General features: G+C 54.0%; 16 protein-coding genes. 9 read left to right on the top strand and 7 right to left on the bottom strand.

The annotated features are described in order from the left end of the window. Positions 1–9: 9 nt before the first annotated feature. Positions 10–1284 (bottom strand): sugar MFS transporter, encoded by a 1275-nt coding sequence (locus KUV22_RS15670; RefSeq protein WP_222232675.1) that lies wholly within the window; start codon positions 1282–1284, stop codon positions 10–12. 193 nt (positions 1285–1477) lie between these two features. After that, a complete protein-coding gene (locus KUV22_RS15665; RefSeq protein WP_224917172.1) occupies positions 1478–3556 on the bottom strand; it encodes a cellulase family glycosylhydrolase in 2079 nt (692 codons plus the stop codon). A 510-nt stretch (positions 3557–4066) separates the two neighbouring features. Here KUV22_RS15665 and KUV22_RS15660 point away from each other — a divergent pair. Beyond that, entirely contained in the window at positions 4067–5719 is a 1653-nt protein-coding gene (locus KUV22_RS15660) for an amidohydrolase (RefSeq protein WP_222232673.1), read from the top strand. Beyond that, positions 5716–7920: an ADP-ribosylglycohydrolase family protein gene (locus KUV22_RS15655; RefSeq protein WP_222232671.1), complete on the top strand. Its 2205-nt coding sequence runs from the start codon at positions 5716–5718 to the stop codon at positions 7918–7920. The genes KUV22_RS15660 and KUV22_RS15655 overlap by 4 nt, the downstream gene beginning before the upstream one ends. 161 nt (positions 7921–8081) lie before the next feature. Here the strand turns inward: KUV22_RS15655 and KUV22_RS15650 are convergent, their stop codons facing one another. From KUV22_RS15650 to KUV22_RS17425, 3 genes are all read right to left on the bottom strand, one after another. After that, positions 8082–10925: a carbohydrate-binding protein gene (locus tag KUV22_RS15650; protein ID WP_222232669.1), complete on the bottom strand. Its 2844-nt coding sequence runs from the start codon at positions 10923–10925 to the stop codon at positions 8082–8084. A 298-nt stretch (positions 10926–11223) separates the two neighbouring features. After that, on the bottom strand, positions 11224–13029 hold the full coding sequence (locus tag KUV22_RS15645; RefSeq protein ID WP_261319623.1) for a carbohydrate-binding protein: 1806 nt from the start codon (positions 13027–13029) through the stop codon (positions 11224–11226). A 237-nt stretch (positions 13030–13266) separates the two neighbouring features. Next, complete coding sequence (locus tag KUV22_RS17425; RefSeq protein ID WP_224917182.1) at positions 13267–13452, bottom strand: hypothetical protein; 186 nt, start codon at positions 13450–13452, stop codon at positions 13267–13269. Between the two features lie 330 nt (positions 13453–13782). Here KUV22_RS17425 and KUV22_RS15640 point away from each other — a divergent pair, with 330 nt between their 5' ends. From KUV22_RS15640 to KUV22_RS15610, 7 genes are all read left to right on the top strand, one after another. Beyond that, entirely contained in the window at positions 13783–17496 is a 3714-nt protein-coding gene (locus tag KUV22_RS15640) for a nitrate reductase subunit alpha (RefSeq protein ID WP_222232667.1), read from the top strand. 102 nt (positions 17497–17598) lie between these two features. Next, positions 17599–19125: a nitrate reductase subunit beta gene (gene narH, locus KUV22_RS15635; RefSeq protein ID WP_222232665.1), complete on the top strand. Its 1527-nt coding sequence runs from the start codon at positions 17599–17601 to the stop codon at positions 19123–19125. Then, complete coding sequence (gene narJ, locus KUV22_RS15630; protein WP_222232663.1) at positions 19125–19817, top strand: nitrate reductase molybdenum cofactor assembly chaperone; 693 nt, start codon at positions 19125–19127, stop codon at positions 19815–19817. Before narH ends, narJ begins: the two co-directional genes overlap by 1 nt. Before the next feature lie 22 nt (positions 19818–19839). Then, positions 19840–20592, top strand: coding sequence for a respiratory nitrate reductase subunit gamma (gene narI / locus KUV22_RS15625; protein ID WP_222232661.1), 753 nt, complete (start codon positions 19840–19842; stop codon positions 20590–20592). 14 nt (positions 20593–20606) lie between these two features. Next, entirely contained in the window at positions 20607–21602 is a 996-nt protein-coding gene (locus KUV22_RS15620; protein ID WP_222232659.1) for a peptidylprolyl isomerase, read from the top strand. Next, positions 21595–21801: a hypothetical protein gene (locus tag KUV22_RS15615; protein ID WP_222232657.1), complete on the top strand. Its 207-nt coding sequence runs from the start codon at positions 21595–21597 to the stop codon at positions 21799–21801. Before KUV22_RS15620 ends, KUV22_RS15615 begins: the two co-directional genes overlap by 8 nt. Before the next feature lie 65 nt (positions 21802–21866). Beyond that, on the top strand, positions 21867–24611 hold the full coding sequence (locus KUV22_RS15610; protein WP_222232654.1) for a nitrate/nitrite transporter: 2745 nt from the start codon (positions 21867–21869) through the stop codon (positions 24609–24611). A gap of 133 nt (positions 24612–24744) precedes the next feature. Here the strand turns inward: KUV22_RS15610 and KUV22_RS15605 are convergent, their stop codons facing one another. Both KUV22_RS15605 and KUV22_RS15600 read right to left on the bottom strand, forming a co-directional pair. Then, positions 24745–24978, bottom strand: coding sequence for a hypothetical protein (locus KUV22_RS15605; RefSeq protein WP_222232652.1), 234 nt, complete (start codon positions 24976–24978; stop codon positions 24745–24747). Positions 24979–26706: 1728 nt separating this feature from the next. After that, the coding region (locus KUV22_RS15600; RefSeq protein WP_222228683.1) for an IS3 family transposase at positions 26707–26854 on the bottom strand (148 nt) is incomplete at its 5' end.

The following is a 26854-nucleotide window of genomic DNA, read 5'->3' as shown; positions in this document are numbered from 1 at the left end:
GCTCACAAATCATGCTTCGCGAACAAAGTGTCCTTTTAATCCGTAGTACATGATATAGACATAACAGGCGATGGGTAGCGCAAACGCCATCTGGATGCCAATGCTGTCGGCCAGTGCACCCTGTGCGAGCGGTACCAGCGCGCCACCGACAATCGCCAGGCACAGGAAGCCGGAACCCTGACTGGTCAACGGCCCCAAACGCGCCAACGCAAGGCTGAAGATAGCCGGGAACATTACCGAGTTACACAGGCCAATAGAGAGTACGCTCCACATTGCCAGCTGACCCGAACCGAAAATCGTCAGCAGCAACAGAATCACCGCCCCGACAGAACATACAGCAAGTACTTTACCCGCGGAGACATATTGCATCACCGCGGCCCCGATAAAGCGCCCAACCATCGCACCACCCCAGAAGAGAGATACGTAGAAGCCGGCCTCATGTTCGGTGATACCGGCAATATTACTCTCGGACAGGAAGTTAACCAGGAAGCTGCCAATAGACACTTCGGCACCCACATACAAAAAGATCGCCACAACACCCAGCGCAAGATGGCGATGCTTTAACGCCTCCCAGCGACCAACCTTCTCGGCGGCCTGATCTGCGCCCATATGGCTCTCAATTTTAGGGAGTTTCAAAAAGCGAAAGGTAAACGCCAACACGGCCAGGCTCGCAGCCAAGATCATATAGGGTAGCTCTACTGCCGATGCGCCCTCGACACCTGAAATATCCGAAGCTGCAACACCGGCAACCGAAAGGATTAACGCGGTGCCGAAGAACGGTGCCACAGTGGTACCGAGTGAGTTGAAAGCCTGGGTGAGCGTTAGTCGGCTTGCAGCAGTTTCTTCTGCACCAAGAGCCGTAACATACGGGTTAGCGGATACCTGCAATACGGTAATACCCGCCGCCAATACAAACAACGCGAACAAAAACAGACTGTACACCTGAATGCGCGCAGCTGGGATAAACAGGGCACAACCAATAACCGCGATCCCCAACCCAATGACGATGCCATTTTGATAGCCGACTCGCTCTACCAGCTTACCTGCGGGTAAAGACACAAGGAAATAAGCCCCAAAGAAACAAAACTGAACCAGCATCGCTTGGGTATAGCTAAGGTCAAAGACCCCTTTCAAGTGCGGAATCAGAATGTCATTCAGACAAGTAATGAAACCCCACATAAAAAATAGTGACGTCAAAGCAATCAACGCAAACTGCTGGTTTGATGCACCTTCATCGACACGACTAATGCTAGCCTGCCCTATATCTGGTCCGATAGCTGCCATTTAAGTACCCCAAAATGTTATTAATGCGACGGGCACAAAGGTGCCCATAAGCCGATTGATCCACACATAAGAGGTTGTAACACGCCCCAAACAATGGTTTTGGGGTTTTCGACAAGGTGGTAAGAATTGGAGACAACAGGGAAAGTTTGGGAGGGGAAACAAAAAGGGGCCGTAATGCGGCCCCTTGCAGTCATTACTGACAGCTACCAATCAGAGTCCAGGTATTGTCGCTACCCGGCACGCTATTGGTGTACCAGTTGGCCTGATACAGATTGCCTTGATAGGTCATTTGGTCGCCGCCCAGCAAATGGGTATTAGGACCACCGTCATAGTCCGCATGCAGCCAGTTCGGGTACTCAGTCACACCGCTACACTGACCCGTGGTGACAGCACAGCCACTGCTGTCGACCGTCACACCGGGTTGAGTGGCCGGACACTGGTCCGCAGAATTCACTACACCGTCGTTGTCGTCATCCAGACAGCTGGGATCATTGTTGCACCCGGAGTCTCCGACCGCCTTGATCTCAATCCAGTTGATATTCCAACCACCAGTGACCGCAGCGATAGCGAGTTCGGTGGTGCCAGCAGGCAGACTAACGGTGTGAGAAACGGTGGTCCAGCTCTGCCAACCTCCGGTGCCTCCAAAGCTTACGCTGCCGTACTCCACAGAACCACCCGGCTGCTCCAGCTTCAGGCTGCCGCCGCTTTCGGATGCCACGCGATAGCTCACCTCGTAGTTACCGGTGCTGCTTGCAGGCAGGGTAACGTTGTAAGTCATCCAGTCACCGGCATCGATCCAGCCCACATTTTGGCCACCACCGACGTCGGTAGTTGCCTCTACTTGGACGTCGCCTGCATCACGCCAGTTTTCCGCTTCAACACGCACAACTTCTCCACCAGGATTGCAGTCTGTAGTGCACGGTTCGACATCAACTCGCAACCAGTTCAGGTTCCAGCCGCCAACTTCAGCGGCAACACCAAGGATCTGCTGACCAGCCGGAAGCTGTACCTGATGGGAAATATCCATCCAGCCCTGCCAGTCACCGGTATTTGGTACATCGACAACACCGTAGGTGTTCTCACCACCACCCTGCTCCAGCTTAATGCGGCCACCGTCCACGCCGGAAGCAACGCGGTAGGTCACGGTTGCGGTGCCTGCCTGCGGCAAATTCACGTCAAAGGTCAGCCAATCGCCATCGTCAATCCAACCGGCATTTTCGCCGCCACCAAAATCAATGGTGGTTTCGAACTCAACACCTTTTGCCTGACAGAAGCTCTCTGCTTCAATCTGGGTACCGTTGCCACCCGCATCACAAGGACCATCAATGATGGTTTCGGTTGGCTCACGGCCACCAAGAATTTCCTTGATGAAATTACCGGACTCTTTAAGAGTACCGTCAGACCAGAAGTAGGAGCTGGTTTCCACCTCCCCCAAATGGTTGAAATCTTTGTCATTGTAGGCCCAGCCTGCATGGCTGATGCCGTTATTGCGCATAAAATCGATCCACGCCCAGGTTTCATCGTAATTTACTGGACCGGCACCGTTAGCGTTCACCATGCCCCACTCGGTAGCGAACAGAGCAATGCCATTATTCATGGCGGTCTGCGCCTTGTCGCGCAGCCAGCCACCATGGGAATTCGCATAGAAGTGAATGGTGTAAGCCAGGTTGGATACATTGGCCGGGTTAGTGGACGCAACGTCTACGTCTTGTGACCACTTCGGGGTACCCATAATAATCAGGTTATCCGGGTCGATGTTGCGAATGGTCTGGCCCACATGCTCTGCATAGGGCTTCAGGTCTGCATGCCAATCCGTGTAGGGGCCATCGTGCCCGTTCCAGAACATCGGCTCGTTGTAGATCTCGTAGATCACATTGTCGTACTGGCCCCACTTCTGCGCGACCTCTTTGAAGAAATCATCTGCGGCCTCCCAGTTCTGGTGGGCAATATGGCTATGATAATCAATGATCACATACATATCGTTATCGATTGCCGCCTGTACGACTGTATCCAGGCGCTGCATATTCGAAGCCCAATCATCCTGCACGCCACCGGGCTCACCGTGACCGATAGCCGCACGAACGATATTTGCACCAAATTCATTTTTGATGCGGGCTACTTCAGCGGCGGTGTAGTACTTCTCTCCGCCCCAGTTGTTATTACTCCAAAACAGAGAAATACCTTCGAGGCTCTTTACCTGACCACCCACCAGTACCTTATTGCCTTCCACACGCAATGGCTCTACTGCCGCCGCACTACCTGCTGCGACCATAAGGCCGAACGCCGAACACACTGCGGCGACTTTTTTTCCGGCCCGACCGAGAATGGACCTACGTCTACTTTTTTGAATCATTATTCTCACCATCTAAGAGTTATTGTTGGGACGGCAAAATCTAGAGACGAAGAAACCAAAAGTCGTACCAATACCAGTATTAAACGAACTTGGGACGACAACTGGCACGCGAGAACCATATGGAAAGGGAATCAGTACGAAAAAATATTTTTTGTCTCTATACACGACACAAAGAAAAGAAATAAGCAAAAACGATGAAGCGGATTAATACATAGATAAAATTTTGAGGGAAAAAACTCTCCAGTGGCAAAAGAGAAGAAGAAATTTCAGGCATTCGCTCTTCGCCCAAAACGCTGCTTGGCTACAGTCAACCACCCCGATCCTCAGAAGCATGTGTTAGATGTCATCGCACTACAATGGCATTCCACAAGGGTGCAAAAAGACGTATAAAGGTAGAAAATTCATAATAATCATATAGGTGGACTCCCGATGCACTTCACCCGCACGCTCCTCATAGCCATTCTTACTCTGGCTTGTAGCAACATCCAGGCCGCTACGCTTATCCACAATATTGCTGGCTATCACACGACATCTGATGGCCATGAGTCATTTGAGGCGCTGGTCTTTGACGATGGCAAGGTCTTGGCAACCGGCAAGCTGGCAGATTTGAGGGAGAAATTCCCCGAAGCAAACGTACGGGATGCTGGAGGCAGGACGCTATTACCTGGGCTGATAGACGCACATGGTCACGTCCTCGCACTAGGACGCCTAAGGCAGGAATTAGATGTAAGGGACCTTTCTTTGGAACAAACCCTCGGCGCCACAAAAACATTCGCCAAAGATAAAGCTGCGAATGAATGGGTTTTGGGACGCGGCTGGAACCAGGTACTCTGGTCGGGCAAGCAATTCCCCACAAAAACAGCACTCGACAAGCTCGACATCCCCAATCCCGTCTGGCTACGCCGGGTTGATGGCCATGCAGGTTGGGCCAACTCTGCTGCCTTGCGGCTCGCCGGCATCGACCGAGAAACGGAAAATCCGGAGGGTGGTGAGATCATCAAAGACCGATTGGGTGAGCCGAGCGGGATCCTGATAGACAACGCCATGCTGCTACTGGAGCGCGCCATTCCTCAGGCGGGGCTGCAGCAGGATAAAGCCTCGTTAAAGGCCGCATTCAAAAGCGCCCTGTCACTGGGCCTGACCGGTATTCACGACGCCGGGGTGGACAGTAATACCCTACAGGCCTACCGTGAACTCGCCGCCGAGGGCGCCATTCCACTGCGCATTTACCCGATGATTGCCATCGAGGATGAAAACCTAACAACACTCCTCAAAGCCGGCCCCATCGGCGCGCCCGACCAGCGACTCTACGTGCGCAGTATCAAACTCTCGGCCGACGGAGCACTTGGCAGCCGTGGCGCAGCGCTACTCGCCCCGTATCAGGACAAGCCCGATGAACGCGGCCTCCTGCTCCACCCGGAAGATGAAATCCTCTCGCTACTACGGCTTGCAACCGAGCACGACTTCCAGGTCAACGTACATGCCATTGGCGATCGTGCTAATCACATCGTACTTAACCATTTGTACACCCTGCACAAAGACAACGACCAGAAACCGTACCGCCACAGGGTTGAGCATGCGCAAGTCATGCTGAAAAGCGATATACCACGATTCCCATCACTTGGCCTGATCGCATCAATGCAGCCCACCCACGCCACCAGCGATAAAAACATGGCTGGTGACCGACTGGGAGAAGAACGCCTCGAAGGCGCCTACGCATGGCGCACCTTTCTCGACCAAGGCACCAAGATCGCGGGTGGGTCCGACTTCCCGGTAGAGCCCGCCAACCCGTTGTTTGGACTACATGCCGCGGTTACCCGGCAAGATCGTGCCGATAAGCCGCAAGGCGGTTGGCGGTCAGAGCAAGCCATGACACTCACTGAGGCGTTACGGGCATTCACCCTGGATGCAGCCTATGCAAGCCACCAGGAAAACCTGATCGGCAACCTGGAACCCGGGAAGTTCGCGGACTTTATCCTACTGGAGAAAAATATATTTGCGATTGCCCCGGAAGATATTTGGCAGGTGGAAGTTGCCGAAACCTGGGTTGAAGGCGAGCGCGTTTACACGAAGGCCGATTGAATCAAAAAACTCTTTTCCCGGGAATCCACGCCCGGGAATTAAAAGGCATTCAAAGATCTAAAGCCTCATGGAGTTTGGCAATGGCACAAAACCCACTTTTCCAAAAAATCCGCGCAGCGACAGCCTATACGACCGGAATTCTAGTTTTGGTCAGCAGTATTAGTGGACCATCGTCTTTCGCCGCCAGTCCGGCAATAAGTGTCACCACGTACGGCACTCTTCCGCTCACCCGTACGCAGTACCAGAACAAGCTACGCGGCTTCTGGTTGGGACAAAGTCTTGCCAATTGGACGGGGCTGGTCACTGAAATGGACAAAATCGGTGGCCCGGGCCCGCACGGTGTCTTCTACACCCGGGACGACTGGGGGGAACCAGATCAGCCCAGTATTTGGGGGCAAGGTGTGCCCAGTGACTTGTCCGCAACCATCGACTGGGTCCTGCGCCGGCCAGGGGAAGTGTGGGGAGCGGATGACGACACCGATATCGAATACATATATCAGCACCTACTGGATCAACACCAGACTACAGTGCTCACCCCCGAGCAAATTCGCGACGGCTGGCTCACGCATATCTATTCGGACGAAAACACCCCTTTCACCACTGCCGATGGAAAAGCGGAAAACTTTCTCTGGGTATCCAACCAACGGGCACACGACTTAATGCGTGAGCAATCTCTACTGCCACCGGAGACCAGCGAACCCAACCACAACCCCCACTTCGACATGATCGATGCGCAACTGACCACGGAGATATTCGGCCTGTTTGCGCCCGGAAGGCCGGACATTGCCCTCGCCATGGCCCACCTTCCCATCCGCACCACCGCACGTGAAAACGCCGCCTGGGCGGCCGAATTCTATGTTGTGATGCACGCTCTCGCTTCGGGCATTGATTCCACGCTCCCCGTCAAGCCACAACTCTTCGCCATCGCCGAACGCGCGCGCCAACAGCTCCCGCTAGGAAGCTACAGTGCGGACATGTACGACTTTGTACAAGAGCAGTACCAACAGAAGGTACCCTGGGAAAAAGTGCGCGATAGGCTGCATAAAAAGTATCAAATCAACGGCGAAGCTGGATACGACCTCAGTACACGTAACCTCTATTGCAACGGCTGCTTCGCCGCCGGCATCAATTTCGGCGCAAGCTTAATCAGCCTGTTCTACGGTGAAGGAGACTACCGAAAAACCGTAAAGTTGGCGGTGTTAATGGGTTGGGATTCCGACAACCCGGCCGCCACCTGGGGCGGATTACTGGGTTTTATCTACGGACATGAAAAGCTCACTAAGTGGTTTGGCCCACTATCTGATGAATTCGACATTCATCGTACCCGTGGCGGGTTTGCCAATAGCGGTAAAGATACCTTTTCTGACATGGCGCGAGTGGGCGTGAGTATCGTAGATCGAGTAGTTAAAGACCAACTGGGAGGTTCGATAGATACAAAAAGCGACTACTGGCACACCCCATACTTTGAGGAAAATTCATTATTCGAACTACCTGAAGAGTTACCCGAAGAGGAACCCGATAACCAAAACCCTGAGACATCACGCAATGATACCCAGCCCCTCACGGTTCTATCCCTGAATGTTTACGGTCATGCCACTATGCCGGCGGCCGCGACCAGGTATGCGCAGCTCGTTACCGACCACAATGTAGATCTGCTCGCAGTGCAGGAGGGTGTCGACGATTGGCAGATTCAAGGCCTGCCCACCGATTACCGCCGTGCAGAGGCTCTGGCCAGTGCTTTAGGCAACTGTTGGGTGCGCCGCTATCAAGTTTTTGCCAACCGCTGTAGGGGGCTGGAATTCGAGCACAATGAACGCTTTGATATGACTGATGGACCAAATGCAGTACGCACAGGTGAATTGGTTGTCGTTCGACGTGGTGCCGATCGTTTCGGCCTGATTGACGTACACTGGGATCACGAAAGCGAACGGGTGCGTCACGCCAATAGTCGAGAAACCAACGCCGCTGCAACCTCCCCGCACTTACGTGGAATCCCGCTACTGGTGGTGGGCGATTTCAATACAGCCTGTGATAGTGCGACAACCCAGGCACTCGCCTCCGGTACAGACCTGTCGCTTCTTTATGGAGATGGTATTGACTGCGGCTTTGCACGAGACGTTAAAGGCAGCGGAAAAAGTATTGACGCCGCCCCATCAGACCATCCCGGTATTTTACTAAAAGTAACTGCTTTGCAACCCTGAGTTCCGCGTAGATTCGATTCTCTGGATACTATTCCATTAATCCAGTCCATCCCACTGCAACTACAATTCGACCGATAATAATCACCGAGGTCAGACACCACGCCCTTACGTGCCGGTTTCTGCACTGTATTACGAAGGGCCGCTATGCGGCCCCACTTAAATTACTGGCAGCTACCAATCAACGTCCAGGAGTTATCACTTCCAGGCTCGCTATTGGTGTACCAGTTTGCCTGATACAAATTCCCCTGATAGGTCATTTGATCTCCGCCAAGAAGGTGGGTGTTGGGACCGCCCGCATAGTCGGCGTGGAGCCAGTTGGGATAAGCGGCAATGCCATCACACTGGTTGGTAGTCACGCTACATCCTTTGCTGTCGACGGTGACACCGGGTGCCGTTGCAGGGCACTGATCTGCTGAATTAACAACACCATCATTGTCGTCGTCCAGACAACTTGGATCGTTATTGCAACTGGAATCTGTAACCGGTTTAATTTCAAACCAGTTAATATTCCAACCGCCACTTAAGGCAGCAATCGCAAGTTCTGAGGTATTTGCAGGTAGGGAAACTGTGTGGGATACAGTGGCCCAATTCTGCCAGCCTCCCGTAGCGCCGAAATTGAGGGTTCCGTATTCCACGGAGCCTCCGGGTTGCTCCAGCGTTAAACTTCCGCCGATACTCGCGGACGCTACTCGGTAGCTCACCTCATAGCGACCGCTACTGCTGGCGGGCAAGTGGATGCTGTAAGTCATCCAATCGCCGGCGTCAATCCAGCCTACATTGTCTCCACCATCGATATCGGACGTTGGCTCAACTTGAACCTCCCCAGCCTCGCGCCAGTGTTCTGCCTGAATACGCACGGAATCACTTTCAATTGGGCAGCCACTGTTGGTTGCAGAGCCGACGGTCTGCGGACAGACGTCGAAGGGGTTGCGCACCCCGTCGTTGTCATCATCCAACAGCGAACAACCGTCACTATCCACCGGTGCAGCGAGCGGTGTTTGCGGACACAAATCGACTTCGTTACTCACGCCATCTTCGTCATCATCGCCGGGAACGGGACAGCCTAGGCTATCTACTTCTACACCTGCGGGCGTGCCCGGGCACTGGTCGAGCTGGTCCGGCACGGTGTCCCCGTCCTCATCCGCCACCGGCACATCTGGCTGCCAGCGAAAGGTTACCGCGGTACGCGGAGCGATAGTATGCTCGAACGCCGAGTCCTCCCATGCAACCGAAACCATCTGATCACTATTCGACTTGTTGTACACCAGAGCCACCAAAGTGCCATCTGGATTTTTCAGCGCAACGTTTACGATGCTTTCAGAGAAGTCTGTGGACGCAACTCGGCGCGCACCAGGCTGCATAAAGCGGGAGAGTTGCGAAATAATGTAATAAGACACATGACGCGTAAGCCCCTGCCCCCCCTCTTCTACGGTGATCGCGCCCAGGCACGCAGTACAACCGGTTGGGGTGGTAGGCGGTGAGGTTACGAGGTTCCATTCGAGTACTGTGCGCGCATGGTTCCTGAGGGAACCCATTACCACCGTTTCCATGTGCCAGGCGAGGTCGCCATCAAACGCCGCAGCCCATCCCGCGGGCGTATCGTCTTCCGGTCTACCTGTCCATTGCTCGGTAAAGTAAACGTCTTTACCACTCGCGTGATAAACATCACTCATGGTACTTATTGCACCGGCGTACAGGTGGAACGCGGAACCATCAATGTACTGGCTCTGGGCTACGCGGATGGGAAACTCCGGGTGATCCAGATTGTGATCAAAGCCGAGTAATTTGACATGGCCAAGACCGGCTTGCTGCAAGGCCGGGCCGACATAGTTTTCTATCAGGTCGTACTGCTGCTCGGCATTCATCAGCATACTGGGTTCATTCCAGGGGTTTTCTGGCTCGTTTTGCGGCGTCATCCCCCAGATCGTAATACCTTCAGCAGCCATGGCCTGAATATATTGCACAAAATAGTTAGCCAAATCGCCGTAGTGCTCGAATTTGAGCGCTCCGCCGACCCAGTCATTGTTGGTTTTCATCCACAATGGTGCAGTCCACGGCGTGGCGAGGACTTTGATCTCTGGGTTGATGGTGAGGATTTTCTTTAGCACAGGGAGCAAGGTCTGCGTGTCAGGCCCCTGCAGGGAGAAGCTGCGGTCGCTGCCTACCTCAGTAAAGGTAAAAGATTCCCAGGTGCCGGCAGATTGGTCGTTATCTACCATGCGAACCAGGAGATTGTCATCAATATGCAGCCGGTCGTGATTGCCGAACCCTTTTAGCGGCAGTGATAGGAAGTAGGCGCCATGCCCTTCGCCGGGTGTCAGCTCCCATTTTTCCCACCAGCCGTCAGAGGAAGTTTCCTGCATGTCCGCCATATTGGTATCGTCGGTGCGTAACCGAGGCACGCTGCCACCGGCAGCGCGATCAATAAAGAACAATCCATCGCCCGCAGGGAAAAATTTCCACTCGAAGTCCGGCCCGTGCGGTGAGTCAGGCGCTGTGTAAGGATCTTCGTCAAAGCCACTGGCACCCAGGCGCACATCGTGGGCGGGCATGTCGATGTAGTAGGTCTTATCCGGATCCGGAACAAAGTTTTCCTGGCTGCGAATTTCGTCACTGTAGGTGTACAGTGACGTAGAGAGATCGGATGCGCCGATGCTGATTCGTACCATGGAGACGTTGTTTCCCACCTGCGGATGGAACATCTCGTTTAGAAACGCATTCTGTTCGGCTTCTGGTAGCGAAAGGATGGCCGCTGCACTGGCTTGCGTGAGTGCATAGCCGAGGCCAGTTACGGATTGAAACGTTTGCGAAGGGTCAATTTCAATCGCAAACCCGTTTGTGGCGGCGGGCTGGGTAAACGGGAGGTCAAGAACCTGTTCATGTAGCAGTTTGCCTCCGTCGCCTTGGGTAGTGAGGACACTAACCTCCTCCGCCAGTGACAAGCTGGCAAATGCCAGCGCGGACAGGGTCAGCACCGTCAGCGATGCTCTTCCGTTCTTCTTCATTATTCTCACCATCGAATTTTTTCATTATTGAGGGAGTGAAAAATACGGAGATTCTTGGGGAGCGTCGTATCAATAAGAGAGTTTTCTTAATTTCGTACGGGTTCGCATGACCCGACGCCAGCCGAACGCGCAGATTTGGACTTATCCACTGAGTTTAGGAAAGCACAGGGTCAAAAACGATAACGTGCAGGCAGGTGTATAAGTACAAAAAGCCCGCGCTAGCGCGGGCTTTTCATATGGTATGGATATCCGTGATCCCCTATAGCGGCAATCGTTAAGCCGCCTAGAAAATCAAGAATCAATCGAGCTTGGTCAAACTAAACCAGTTCAGGTTCCAGCCACCAATCGGAACGCCGATACCAAAATCCTGAGAACCTGCGTCCAGATAAACATCCATGCTGATCGTGGTCCAGTTCTGCCAGTCGCCAGTGGCGGGCACGTTCAGGGTACCGTATAGCGGACTACCGCCCGCTCGTTCGAAGCTCAGCTGACCACCGCCTTGAGAGGCCACACGGAATTCCGCGCGATAATTACCGGCACTCGGCACGTTTACACCGTGATATGCCATCCAGTCGCCGTCATCGAGGTAACCCACATTCTGACCGCCGCCTACATCAGAGGTAGCTTCAACCTGAACGCCCTCCATGAAGGTGTAATTTTCGGCTTCAACCTTGATGGTCTCATTGCCCGAATCAGTAGATTGAATATCCAACCAGTTAATATTCCAGCCGGGTCCCACCGCAGCGACCGCTACCTGTTGATCACCGGCCGGCAGGCTCACGGTATGAGAAATGGTGGTCCAGGACTGCCAATCCCCGGTATTCGGCACGTCCAGCTGGCCATAAACTGGGGAGCCGCCCTTGCCTTCGAACTGCAAGACACCGCCGGCACCATTTGCTGCTACACGATAAGAAATCTCGTAGTTACCGGCCGCCGGTACATTGATGCGATAGGCCATCCAATCGTCGATATCGATATAACCAACGTTTTCGCCGCCGCCGGTATCGCTGGTGGTTTCGGTTTGCACCCCATCGGCACCACAAAACGCTTCGGCTTCGATGCGCCCGGGTACATTCACCGCAGTTGCAGAATCGCAGTCATCGCCTCCTGCCGGGCCACCCCAGTTGAGAATAATGTCGCGGACTTTGTTGCCCGATGCCGTTAACTGGGCGGGCGCCCAATTACCAGTGGCACTTGCACCCGGTACCAGCGCAGAGGCACCTTCGGGCTTATCGTTGATCGACCAGTTGGCATGACTGATATTGTTGTTCTTAAGAAACTCCATCCACGCATCGGTCTCACCGTAGTTAACGCCGCCGTTACCATCAGCATTTACGGTGCCCCACTCGGTCACAAACAACGCGATACCGTTATTCAACGCGGTCTGCGCCTTGTCACGTAGCCATTGGCCGTGGGAACCGGAGTAGAAGTGCAGGCCGTAGGCAATGTTGGCGTGGCCCTGGATGGGGTCAAAGGAAGCGTCATCCACGTCCTGAGACCAATTCGGAGTGCCGACAATAATCAGGTTGTCCGGGTCAATCGAACGGATTGATGAGATAACGGATTCTGCGTATGGCTTAACGCCACTGGACCAGGAGACCTGCTTCGGCTCGTTAAAAATCTCGTAAATAACATTGTTGGTATGACCATAATCGGCGGCCATGCGCGAGAAGAAATTGACGGCCCGGCTCCAGTCATGTTCATTCGCGTAATGTGAGTGCCAATCGATAATCACATACATATCGTTGGCAATGGCTGCATCTACAATGGCCCGGACTTTGGCTTCGTTCCCTGCAGGATCATCAAAGTAGCCACCGGGATCTTCCACGCCCATGGCAGCACGTACCACGCCGGACTTCCAATCGGACTTCAACCAGCTGACGATACTTGAGTTATAAAACTTCTCGCCCCCCCAGCCATTATTGCTCCAGAAGAAACTGTTGCCTGCCACACTGCCTGGCTGGCCACCAACCAATACCTGGTTACCATTGACAGACAGTGGTTCAACCGCAAGTGCACTACTGGACATCAGCGCCAGTGCGGCCAAAAGCATGGTTTTACGCACTTTGCCTGCAGGATATGAATACCCGCTTTCATTCTTCATCAGATAATCGCTCCGTTTCATTACTATTGTTATTTGTGATTTAACGGCTAAAACACGTTATCCGGACAACGGTTCAACAACTTGTCGCTCGGATAAACGGGGCTCAATATGTCACTGAATGAAGTAAGTAAACGCGCTGATGAGGTAAAGCGGGACAGAAAACAGTTATTCCGGACAGCCAATAAAAAACCGGCCATATAGCCGGTTTACATTCAAATCCGATGAAACTCTGAAAAATTACAGCAACTCGGTCTTTACTTTTCCGCATCGTTGACAGCGTGATTCCGTGACCAGCTTCCCTTTCTTCACGTCAAATTTCCGCTCGGCCACCACCTTCCATTTGTGAAAGCCGTCACGACATAAGCTACTACCCTTATGCTTTTCCCAAGCCGTCTTCCGCTTGAATTGAATGACATCTCCCACCGTTATCTCCACTTAAAGCGCTTCTTTAATGTCTTGTTACGCAGAATATCTCTATTCGGATGATTTTGCGCCACACGGCGCATATTGTGCTTTTTATGCAGGATATACAACGCGCTGCACTGACGGAATGCCATTGTAAATAATCACACTCAGCTTACGAGGAATTCCCCAAAAACATCCAAATAAATGCAAAACGCATCAATTTCTACCGATAGAAGGAAATGGCGAATTTAAGTCCAATTTACCGGGCAAACCGGTTTGACGGGGCTATAAGTCGCGCCTAATTTGAAGCGTATCACCCGATGTAAAAGCCATGGATGGGCGCCGCCGATGAGTCAATTTCTCGACCGTCTCACGTTCTTTCGTAAAAAAACAGAAAAATTCTCCGCCGGCCACGGCATCACCACCGAAGATCCGAGGGACTGGGAAGATGCCTATCGCAAGCGCTGGGCCGCCGACAAGATCGTGCGTTCCACCCATGGCGTGAACTGCACCGGTTCCTGTTCCTGGAAAATCTACGTAAAGGGCGGCATCGTTACCTGGGAAACCCAGCAGACCGACTACCCGCGCACCCGTCCCGACCTTCCCAACCATGAGCCGCGCGGTTGCCCGCGCGGTGCCAGTTACAGCTGGTACCTTTATTCCGGTACCCGCGTGCGCTATCCACTGGTTCGCGGCAGGTTGGTAGAAGCCTGGCGCGCGGCCCGGGTCAGTAAGTCGCCGGTAGAAGCCTGGCGCTCTATTGTCGAAGACGCTCCCACGCGGGAAAGCTGGGTATCCCGCCGTGGCCGCGGCGGATTCGTACGTATTGGCTGGGATGAAGTAGCGGAGATTGTCGCCGCGGCAAATGCCTATACCGTACATAAGCACGGCCCCGACCGGGTTGTGGGATTCTCCCCCATTCCCGCCATGTCCATGGTGTCTTACGCCGCTGGCGGCCGCTACCTTTCGCTGATTGGCGGCACCCTGCTCAGCTTTTACGACTGGTATTGCGACCTTCCGCCCTCCTCCCCCCAGACCTGGGGCGAACAGACCGACGTCCCGGAGAGTGCCGACTGGTATAACTCCAACTATCTGCTGGTGTGGGGATCCAATATTCCACAGACGCGCTCACCCGACGCACACTTCTACAGCGAGGTGCGCTACAAGGGCACCAAGAGCGTCGTGGTCTCGCCGGACTACAGCGAAGCCTGTAAGTTTGCCGACCTGTGGCTGCACCCCAAGCAGGGCACCGACGCGGCTCTCGCGCTGGCACTCGGGCACGTGGTGCTCACCGAATTCTACGTTAAACGTCAGGTACCCTATTTTATCGATTACGCACGGCGCTACTCCGACCTGCCCTTCCTGGTAAAACTGGTTGAGCGCGATGGGAAACTGGTGCCGGATCGTTTATTGCGCGCAGCAGACTTCACCGACGCCCTCGGTGAATCCAACAACCCGGACTGGAAGCCCGTCGCCTACGACGAAAACAGTGGCGACATTGTGTGCCCCGCCGGCTCCGTCGGCTTCCGCTGGGGCGAACAGGGCAAGTGGAACCTGGAAGAAAAAGACGGCCAGGGGCGTGATACCAAACTACGCCTCAGCCTTGAAGACATCGCGGAAAGTCGCGAGGCAGTCTCCTTCCCCTACTTTGGCAGCGACGCCCCCGAAACCTTTGTCGCCACCAATCACGATTCCGTACTCGAACGCAATGTGCCGGTGGCCACCCTACAACTGAAGGACGGTACCTGCCGTGTAGCCTCCACCTTCGACCTGTTTATGGCCAACTACGGTGTCGACCGCGGCTACGGCGGCGACAACGTCGCCACCAGTTTTGATGACGATGTGCCCTTCACGCCCGCCTGGGCGGAGACCGTGTGTGGTGTAAAACGCAATGCCATCATTCAGGTTGCCCGCGAGTTTGCCGGTAACGCCGAGCAAACCGAAGGTCGCTCCATGGTGATCGTCGGTGCCGGACTGAATCACTGGTACCACATGGACATGAATTACCGCAGCATCATCGCGCTGCTGGTGATGTGCGGTTGCTGCGGTAAGTCTGGTGGTGGTTGGGCCCACTACGTGGGGCAGGAAAAGCTGCGCCCGCAGACCGGCTGGCTGCCGGTGGCCTTCGGTCTCGACTGGACCCGCCCGCCGCGGCATATGAACGGTACCTCGTTCTTCTACGCCCACACCGATCAATGGCGTTACGACTCCATGACCGTGTCGGACATCCTCTCCCCCACCGCTCCGGAGGGGGACTGGGATCACGCGATGATCGACTACAACGTGCGCGCGGAGCGCATGGGTTGGTTGCCATCCGCACCCCAGTTGCAACAGAACCCGTTGCAGGTTGCAAAGACGATCTTCGAGTCCGACACAAACCCGGACACTGCTGTGCCGGAAATGCTGAAGTCCGGCGCGCTGAAGTTTGCCTGTGAAGACCCAGATAACCCGGATAACTGGCCGCGCAACATGTTTTTCTGGCGCTCGAATGTGCTGGGCGCCAGCGGCAAGGGCCATGAGTATTTCCTCAAGCACTTTGTCGGTTCACAGCACGGCGTAGTGGGCACGGAAGACAGCAACCCGATCAAGCGCCCCTCTGAAGTCGTCTGGCACGATGAGGCGCCCCAGGGCAAACTGGATTTGATGGTCAACATCGACTTCCGCATGTCGACCACCAGTCTCTACTGCGACATCGTGTTGCCCACCGCCACCTGGTATGAAAAGCATGACCTGAATACCTCGGACATGCACCCCTTCATCCACCCATTAACCGCGGCAGTCGATCCGGTTTGGGAATGTCGCAGCGACTGGGAAATTTTCAAAACCATCGCAAAAAAATTCTCCGAAGTGTGCCCGGAAGTACTTGGCGTTGAGAAAGACCTTGTGCTGACCCCGATTCAGCACGACGCTCCCGGTGAAATCGCCCAGCCCTATGAACCAAAAGACTGGAAGCGCGGCGAGTGTGAGCCGGTACCCGGAAAAACCATGGCGTCGGTTGCAGTGGTGGAGCGGGATTACCCGGCAACCTACCAGCGCTTTATTTCACTCGGCCCGGCGCTTGAGGAAAAAGGCAACGGCGGCAAGGGACTTAACTGGAACACCGAAACCGAAGTCAAAAACCTCGCCAGCCTGAACGGTACCCATCAAGACGGTGACTGTGCCGGGCGGCCAAAAATCGAAACCGATATTCAGGCCTGTGAAGCCATCCTGATGCTGGCGCCGGAAACCAACGGTGAGGTCGCAGTAAAAGCCTGGGAAGCACTGGGTAAAGCCACCGGCCGCGATCACGGGCACCTAGCGGAAGGCAAGGAAGAAGAGAAAATTCGTTTCCGCGATGTGGTCTCGCAGCCGCGCAAAATTATCTCCTCACCCACATGGTCCGGGATCGAGAGCGAGCATGTGTCCTACACCTCGAACTGGACCAACGTGCACGAGTTGATCCCGTGGCGCACCATCACCGGCCGCCAGCACCTGTATCAAGATCACCTATGGATGCGCGCGTTCGGCGAGGGCTTCGTAACCTGGCGCCCGCCCATCGATACCCGCTCGGTGAAACAGGTACTCGGCAAGATCCCCAATGGCAACCCGGAGATCCAGCTGAATATTCTCACCCCGCACCAGAAGTGGGGTATCCATTCCACCTACACGGAAAACCTGATCCTGCTGAGCTTGAACCGCGGTGGGCCGGTGGTATGGATCAGTGAAGTGGATGCGAAGCAGGCGGGTATTGAAGACAACGACTGGATCGAAGCCTTCAATATCAACGGCGCTCTCACCGCGCGCGCAGTGGTCTCGCAACGGGTAATGGCGGGCACCGCCATCATGTACCACGCCCAGGAAAAGATCGTGAATACCGTGGGCTCGGAAATCACCAACCAGCGCGGTGGTATCCACAACTCGGTGACACGTATCAACGTGAAGCCCACCCATATGATCGGCGGCTACAGCCAGCTCGCTTATGGGTTCAATTACTACGGCACCGTCGGCGCCAACCGCGATCAGTTCGTCGTCGTTCGCAAGATGAACGAAGTGAACTGGTTCGACAAAGAAGTACACACCTGACAAATGACCGTCAGGAAATCGCAGTATTCGCACCAATAAGACGCTGGTGCATACAGGCAGTAATTTTTTCGGATTAACGCCGAAGCAGCACAGGGAATTGTGATGAAAGTCCGCGCGCAGATCGGGATGGTGTTGAACCTCGACAAATGCATTGGGTGTCACACCTGTTCCATTACCTGTAAAAATGTATGGACCAGCCGCGAGGGCGTTGAGTACGCCTGGTTCAATAACGTTGAATCCAAACCCGGCATTGGCTACCCCAAGGACTGGGAAAACCAGGAACGCTGGAAAGGCGGCTGGATCCGCAAGAAAAACGGTAAGCTACAGCCCAAGGCCGGCTCCAAATGGCGCATTCTTGCGAACATCTTCGCCAACCCCGACCTGCCGGAAATTGACGACTTCTACGAGCCCTATACCTTCGAGTACGAGTGGCTGCAGAAGGCACCGGAGCTGCAGGCCCAGCCCTCGGCCAAACCGCGCTCCATGGTTACCGGCCAGGCACTCACCAAGATCGAATGGAGTGGCAACTGGGAAGACGATCTGAGTGGTGAGTTCAGCAAGCGCTCAGTGGATTACAACTTCTCCGGTATCGAGAAAGAAATCTACGGTCAGTTCGAACAGACCTTTCTCATGTACCTGCCGCGCCTGTGTGAGCACTGCCTGAACCCATCCTGTGTGGCCTCCTGCCCTTCCGGTGCCATCTACAAACGCGAAGAAGACGGCATTGTGCTGATCGACCAGGACAAATGCCGTGGTTGGCGTATGTGCGTTTCCGGCTGCCCCTACAAAAAGATTTATTACAACTGGTCCTCCGGTAAATCGGAGAAGTGCATCTTCTGCTACCCGCGTATTGAAGCGGGTATGCCCACCGTCTGCTCCGAAACCTGTGTTGGGCGCATCCGCTATCTGGGCGTCATGCTGTACGACGCTGACCGCATCGAGGAAGCCGCAGCGGTCGAGAATGAAAAAGACCTGTATGAAGCGCAGCGCTCGATCTTCCTCGATCCCAACGATCCGGAAGTACGCGCCCAGGCGCGCAGGGACGAAGTGCCGGAAGCCTGGCTGGAGGCGGCAAAGAATTCGCCCGTCTACAAGATGGCCATGGAGTGGGATGTCGCCTTCCCGCTGCACCCGGAATATCGCACCCTGCCCATGGTCTGGTATATCCCGCCGCTGTCGCCCATCCAGTCCGCTGCAGAGGCCGGCAAGATCTCCACCAACAATGGCATGCCGGATGTGAAGTCCCTGCGGATTCCCATGCGTTATTTAGCCAACATGCTCACCGCCGGTGACGAGGCGCCAGTAGCGACCGCGCTCGAACGCATGCTCGCCATGCGGGCCTATATGCGAGCCAAGAGCGTCGACGGCGTTACCGACAACTCAATCCCCGAGAGCGTGGGCCTCGATGCACAAACCATCGAGGAAATGTATCGCTACATGGCACTGGCCGCCTATGAAGATCGCTATGTAATCCCGACCAATCATCGGGAGAAAAACGAAAACACCTATCACCTTCGCGGCAATATCGGTTTCGGCTTTACCGAGCCACACAACGGGCGCACCAAAAACAAGGATGTATTTGGTGGACCCAAGAAAATGCCGCGTAAACCTTTTACGGATTCTCCCTGATGACACGCACACTACGCGCTCTGGCGCTACTGCTGGACTACCCCAGCGAATCGCTCAAGACGCACTTTGCCGAAGTACGCGAAGCGCTGGAAACCGAGGGTTTTCTGAAGCCAGAAATCTTGGCCAAGCTGCAGCAGTTGATGGATAACTTTGAAGTACTGCCACTGCTTGAACTGCAGATGAACTACTCCGAGTTATTCGATAACTCCCGTGCCCTTTCGCTGCATTTCTTTGAGCACATTCACGGTGAAAGCCGTGATCGTGGCCAGGCCATGCTCGACCTGGGTGAGGAGTATGTAGAACGTGGCTTCTATATCGAGCGGGATGAACTTCCAGACTTTATCCCCATGTTTCTCGAGTTTACCTCCTGCCTAACGATCGACGAGGCGCGCGACTGGCTATCCCAGCCATCCCATGTATTCGCGGCGCTGAAAGAGCGGCTTGAAGAAAGGGATTCGGAATACGCCGGAATCTTCGACGCGTTGCTCACACTAGCTCAGGAAAAACCCGACCCGGAAGCGGTACGCGAACTGGTAGAGCGTGCCAAGGCTTCAGAGAAGACTTCAATTGATGAGGTTTGGGAGGAAGAACAGGTGACGTTTATGGCTTCTCAACCGCACAAACCGGTGAACAAGGTTGTCGAACGCCTGAAGGCGGCCGGTAAATTAATCATGTCTTCCAGCGACACCTGAAAAAGGCAGACGAGGCATAGTCATGCACGACTTTATCAATTACCTGTTATTCGGCTGGTATCCCTACGTCGCCCTGACGATCATGATACTCGGCAGTATCATCCGCTTCGATAAGGGGCAGTATGGTTGGCGATCTCAGTCCTCCCAGTTTCTGCGTCGCAAACAAATGATGTGGGGTTCCAACCTCTTCCACCTTGGCATCCTCGTGTTGCTGTTCGGTCATTTTGTTGGGCTGCTCACCCCAATCGGTGTCTTCGACGCGCTGGGTATCAGCCACAGCTTCAAACAGTGGATGGCACTCAGCGTCGGTGGTATCGCTGGCATCCTGGGCTTTATCGGTTGCACCCTGCTTCTGCATCGCCGCCTGTACTATCCGCGCATTCGCAAGAGCTCATCCAAGGGCGACATTCTCGTACTGCTGTTCCTGTGGTTACAGCTACTGCTGGGGATCGCCACCATCTTCTGGACCATTGACCATATGGATGGCAGCGCCATGGTGCTGTTTATGGGCTGGGCGCAAGGGGTAGTTACCTTCAATCCAGAGGCCGCCAACCTGATTATCGATGCACACCTGGTATACAAGCTGCACATCATCCTCGGGCTGACCCTACTGGCCATCACGCCATTCACGCGGCTAGTGCATGTGTTCAGTGCACCTTTCGCCTACGTATTGCGCCCGGGCTACCAGATCGTGCGCTCGCGGCGACTCGCCCGCAGGACCAACACCCCGCCGCCGAGCTCGGCACCATCCTCCGTCCCCTCCAGAGAATCCTGAGCAAGTAGCAATCTATGAGCAGCGACAACAAAGACAGCGCCGTACAGTATATGGAGATTCCGGCGGTGGAGATCCCGGCAGTGGATGTCACCGATGCACATCCAGAACCACAAATGCCATCGGCCTGCGAAACCGGTGGTTGCGGTTGCGCCACCGGTGCCAGTGAGCCCTTGCCCACATTCTCATTCGGCGAGGTTAAGGTAAATGGGGTGTCGATCGGCGAGGATGTCATCTCACGGGAAATGCAGCATCACCGCGCCGAGAGCGCCGAAGCGGCCTGGCAAGCGGCTGCCCGCGCACTGGTGATCAAAACACTACTGTTGCAAGAAGCCAACGATCGCAATATAGCCGCGCAAGCCGAAAGCGATACCGCGCAAGAAGCGGATGATCACAGCGAAACCGATGATGACACCCGGGTGCGCACACTGCTGGCGCAGGTACTAACACCGGAAAAAGTACGCGAAGAAGAGTGTCGCCGCTATTACGATACGCAAACCCATCGCTTCCGCACCCCTGACCTGTTTGAAGCGGCACATATCCTGATTGAACCGAATGAGCAAAGCGAATCAGCCTGGCAGGAGGCCGAACAGTCAGCACGCAGCCTCATTGAGCAGCTAGGTGATGATGCGCAGGCATTTTCCGAAGCTGCCGAACAATATTCCGGTTGCCCCACCGCCCACCAGGGCGGCTCGCTTGGACAAATTCGCCGTGGCGAACTGGAGCCGGCACTGCACGATGTGCTGGAAACACTGGCAGAGGGAACACTAAACCGTAAACCCGTGCGCAGCCGCTTCGGCTGGCACCTACTCCGCCTGCATCGAAAGATAGATGGGCGGACCTTACCTTTCGATATGGCGCGGGAAAAGATTCTCGACATGCTGGAAGCCCGTGCCTGGGTGAATTCCGCCTCCCACTACATTGCCGAACTGGCCCAAAGGGCCGATATCGAAGGTGTGGAAATTGATTCTGCAGCGGACGCTGTTGCCAATGTGAGTACAGAACATGAGTGATCGCAAACCACCAAAAGACTCCGATCTCAATCCGGACCTGAGAGCGAAAACCGATGAGACCTACGGGCCAGACCAACAGGGACGAGATCCCATGGAGACCATATCCTCCACGGGTAAGGAAGGTCGCGAGTGGCCCGTGGTATGGATTGTGGTCGCAATAATTTGCGTATTGATTTCGCTCTTTATCTTTATCGCATAACAGTCTTAGACAGCAATATCGTGTAAGCCTATTGAACTGGCTGGTTAACGCAGGGAAAACTTACCATGGATGCCCCGTCTGCCGTCTCAAAGTCTGATCAGAATCGTGCGCTCGCGCTGAGTACGATCGCCTTCACCGTATGTTTTGCGGTGTGGACAATCTTCTCGATCATCGGTATTGCCATCCAGGAAGAGTTGCAACTCAGCGAATCCCAGTTAGGCATCCTCATCGCCACACCCATTCTCACCGGCTCGCTGACTCGGTTAATTCTCGGTGTATGGACCGAGCGTTATGGCGGCCGTTTGGTGTTTTCCATACAAATGCTGCTCACCGCCATCGCCACCTGCCTGCTTGCCGTGGCCTCTACATACCCGATGTACCTGCTCGCAGCTCTGTTTATCGGCTTGGCAGGTGGCTCCTTTATTATTGGCGTTACCTATGTTTCGAGCTGGTTTGAGGCAGAACGCCAGGGCACGGCACTGGGCATCTTCGGTGCGGGTAATGTGGGTGCGGCGGTCACAAAATTTCTAGCGCCTTTCATTCTGGTTGCCTTTGGCTGGCATGCTGTAGCGTATGTTTGGGCCGGCGCACTCGCCCTGATGGCGGTGATTTTTTATCTTTTCGCCAAAGATGAGCCACAGCTGGTGGCGCGAAGAGCTGCGGGTACCAAACCAATCTCGCTTTCAGAGCAATTTGAGCCGCTCGAAGATATTCGGGTGTGGCGCTTCTCGCTGTATTACTTCTTTGTATTTGGCGGCTTTGTTGCGCTGGCACTGTGGATGCCGCACTACCTGATCGACGTTTACAAGGTGGACCTGAAAACCGCTGGCATGTGTGCCGCGGCCTTTTCCCTATCCGCATCGCTGTTTCGCGCCTATGGCGGGCACCTGTCTGATCGCTATGGCGCACGCTCGGTTATGTACTGGACCTTCGGGTTTTCGCTGTTTCTGCTGTTTATGCTGTCGTACCCGCCAACCCAGTACATCATCCAGACCAAAAATGGCCCACTCACCTTCTCCACAGAAATGGGATTGTGGCCGTTTGTGGTCACCCTATTCATTCTCGGCTTCTTTATGAGCCTGGGTAAGGCCGCCGTTTTCAAGCATATCCCCGTGTATTACCCCCACCATGTGGGCTCCGTTGGCGGGCTGGTTGGCATGATTGGCGGGCTGGGTGGATTTATCCTCCCTATAATTTTTGGTATGGCATTGGATCTTACGGGCATCTATACCAGCTGCTTTGCGATTCTGTTTGCCATCGTCGTGTTCTCGCTGATCTGGATGCACCTCGCGATTCAGGCCGAGGATCACCACAGCGCACACGAAACAGAATTCCGGACAGAAACCGATAGTGAACGAGTATCCACCGCAGTAACCGAGCAGAAGGCACAGGAACTGCTCAACAAAGGGGAAAGTACCATGAAGGAAACGGTGCTCAAGGAATGGCACCCAGACGACGAAGAGTTCTGGGAAACCAAGGGGCGCGCCATCGCCCGGCGCAATCTGTGGATATCCATCCCCGCCCTGCTGCTGGCATTCGCGGTGTGGATGGTTTGGTCTGTAGTCGTCGCCAAACTCCCCGCGATCGGGTTTAACTTCACGTCTTCGCAACTATTCTGGCTGGCCGCGCTGCCGGGGCTTTCCGGCGCCACGCTGCGTATATTTTACAGCTTTATGGTGCCGATCTTTGGCGGGCGATTGTGGACAACATTATCCACAGCATCGCTGTTACTCCCCGCCATTGGTATGGGCTATGCGGTACAGAACCCCGACACCCCCTTCCTTATCTTCCTGATCCTGGCGCTGCTTTGTGGCTTCGGTGGCGGTAACTTTGCTTCATCCATGGCGAACATCGCCTTCTTCTTCCCAGACAAGGAGAAAGGTAACGCGCTGGCACTGAATGCGGGGCTTGGTAACCTCGGTGTATCGTTGATGCAGTTCCTGGTGCCGATTGTGATTACCATCAGCGTGTTTGGCGTGCTCGGCGGCGAGCCGCAGTCCACCAGTGAAGGCACCAAGGTATGGATGCAGAATGCCGGGTTTATCTGGGTGCCGATGATTATCCTGTCGACCATCGCCGCCTGGGTGGGCATGAATGATATTGCCGATGCCCGCTCCAGCTTCAGCGACCAGGCCATCATCTTCAAACGCAAGCACAACTGGCTGATGTGTATTCTGTACACCGGCACTTTCGGTAGCTTTATCGGTTATTCTGCCGGCTTCCCGTTACTGGCCAAGCTGGAATTCCCGGATGTGAATACACTACATCTGGTATTCCTCGGACCATTTATTGGTGCACTGAGTCGTGCTGGCAGCGGCTGGCTCGCGGATAAGTATGGTGGTGCCCGGGTAACCTTCTGGACCTTCGCGCTGATGATCGTGGCTACCCTTGGGGTGATCTACTTCCTCACCAACAATGAAATGTCCGGCGCCTTCTGGGGCTTCTTCGGCTGCTTCCTTGCCCTGTTCTTCCTCACCGGTATCGGCAATGCCTCCACTTTCCAGATGATTCCGGTGATCATGGGTAAAGAGATTCCGCGGCTAATGCCACAGTTGAAGGGAGAAGACCTGAACAAACAGGTAGATCGCGAGAGTGCGGCGATTATTGCCTTTACCAGCGCCATCGCCGCCTACGGCGCCTTCTTTATACCGAAAGCCTACGGTACTTCAATCAATATGACCGGAGGGCCGATGGCCGCACTCTGGGCATTCTTGATTTTTTACGTACTCTGCCTGTTCCTGACCTGGCACTTCTACTCATCTCGCCGCGGTATGCTGTACGAGATTGAGCATAGTAAGAACAAGGGGTAGCTGGTTCGAAGGGAAAAAGCTTCCCTATAGGGAGAGTACCGGACCAGTATCAGCACAATGATCTCTTACCAGGCAGTCTCATCTGAGACCGCCTGGTGCCCTCCCCAAGTGCGATATCAAACCTAAGGCATCGTCAATTTTCTGAATCGTCGTCTCTACCTGAACTTAGAATAAGATTAACAACAATACCCAGAGATACTCCAACACCCGCACCAATCGACATACCAAGGCTAACCCCAAGCCCCACATCTCCGGACACCTTACCAAATGCTGCCCCCAAACTAATACCTGAACCAGAACCTAAAGCGACACCAACACCCAAACAAAGGGCAAGAATTTTTTCCTTTTTATTTTTATCTTCGCTCACTCGATACTTCCCTATATGTAGATTTACCTAGAACTCTAATTTATTGAAAATCAAGTCGAGCAAGCAACTAAAAAGTTAATGATAAATTTAGGCCCCACCCTCAATTCACTTATTATCAACTGACTGAAACCAATCATTTCCGCACCAAACGCACATCCTAGCCACTGGCGTTCTCACCACCTTCTGACAACGCGAGCACCGGTTTATATGAATCTCTTCCTCTTTTTCCTTAAGCAGTTTTACACGCAGCGAGTGCCTCACAGCAAAGAACTCCGCCCGCTTTTCACTCCGAACCAGTTCCTGCTCAGATATCGAATCCGGCCTCTCGCGACCGTGGAATGGAGACTTGGCTACAGAAAGTGATCTCTGAAGAAGATCGTGGTCTTTATCAGACAGTAGGTAATTAAAATGATTTATAACGTAGACATCCAAAACAAATTCTTCATCATATTTCATTATTGAATCAACTCCGAAGGATGGTAACGTCGCCGGAATGTGCACAAGGTAGGCTGTCCCGTGGTGGAGGATCGAAGACCTGGAGTAGATTGTCTGACCTGATTGTGACTGATGTAGCGCACGCCAAATTCAGTGCGTATTTGATACGACATACACCGAACTATCAGAACATCGTGCGGCGTATTTATACAAACGCCCCTATAGCTCTACCTACTGAAATCCCTAGCACGAAGATGAAGATACCGAGAGAAATAATCCCCAACATGATTAAGCCTTTTTTCTCATGTAGCTCAGCCGTAGACCAACAATTCTTGAACGACTCCTTCATAACCGATCCTTTTTAACCGAATTGCCGTAAGCCATAACGCCGCTAGCACGGGCAGCCGGAGCGCAGCGTAGGCTGTCCAGCCCGGGGCCCCGCAGGGGCCTTGGGCGATCTTGCCTAGCCTGGTTATTGCGGCCGCACTCTGAACCAGCTACTAGCACTATGCCAGCCACGGCTTGGCTGGCCACTGCCTAAATTTACGAGGAAAGAATACCGCACTTTCCCCAACTATTTTCCATCTTACTGGCACTCCGAAAGATAACTCCGGACTGCCCTCTTCTACTGAAACAGACCGAACACTCTAGGAACGGAACTGATTGAATAGCAACCGGCCAAAACGGCTCAATATTGGAAGCTATTTAGTGGCACTGAAATTTCAGCAACCACGAAAAACAAAAAAATACCGATCGGCACCAATAACGCCGCCAGCAGGGGCAGCTTACCTTGTGCGCCTTTTGCGCGAAAATGGGAGCGCAGCGACCTGCGCAAAGTGTGCACAAGGTAAGCTGTCCCGCGGAGGACCGAAGGCCCGGAGCATCCTGCCTAGCTTTGTTAACTGCGGTGTAGAAGGTAGTAACCGAGCGCCCATAAAAGTGCCAGATTTAGAATACCAATTACATAGCCAAAGACCCGAACATTCTTCTCTTTCATACAGCTTTGAAAATAGCCTACGGTAAAACCCAGATAAATTATTGGGATCGCTATGGCCATAATGATCCATACAATTTTGTATGTGTTGTAATCAAATCCATCGAGAATCTCCCTAATTTTTGGAAATCTCGCTCTCCCCTCCTCGGAATCTAGGATTGCAGGAAAGAGACTGCCGTAGCCCAGAAAAAATAATAAAGGCCACAATGTAAACATTAATACTATCGATAGTTCCTTCATGGCCATTGCAGTTAACGCCTCAATAACCGGCTTGATCTGCTACCACTTTCGTGGACACTTTATGCCGCCAGTTTTTCATACTCTGAAGGCGATTGATAGCCGAGACTGGAGTGAAGCCGTTCTCGGTTGTAGAACTCAATGTATTCGATGATATGAGCTACCGCATCGATTTCGTTTTCGAACATCCTCTGATGAACAAGCTCTGTC

The organism is Microbulbifer agarilyticus, assembly GCF_019800665.1.
GTDB classification, from domain to species: Bacteria; Pseudomonadota; Gammaproteobacteria; order Pseudomonadales; family Cellvibrionaceae; genus Microbulbifer; species Microbulbifer agarilyticus_C.
The sequence above is the reverse complement of the archived record's forward strand: the minus strand, read 5'-3'. Positions and strand labels throughout refer to the sequence as shown.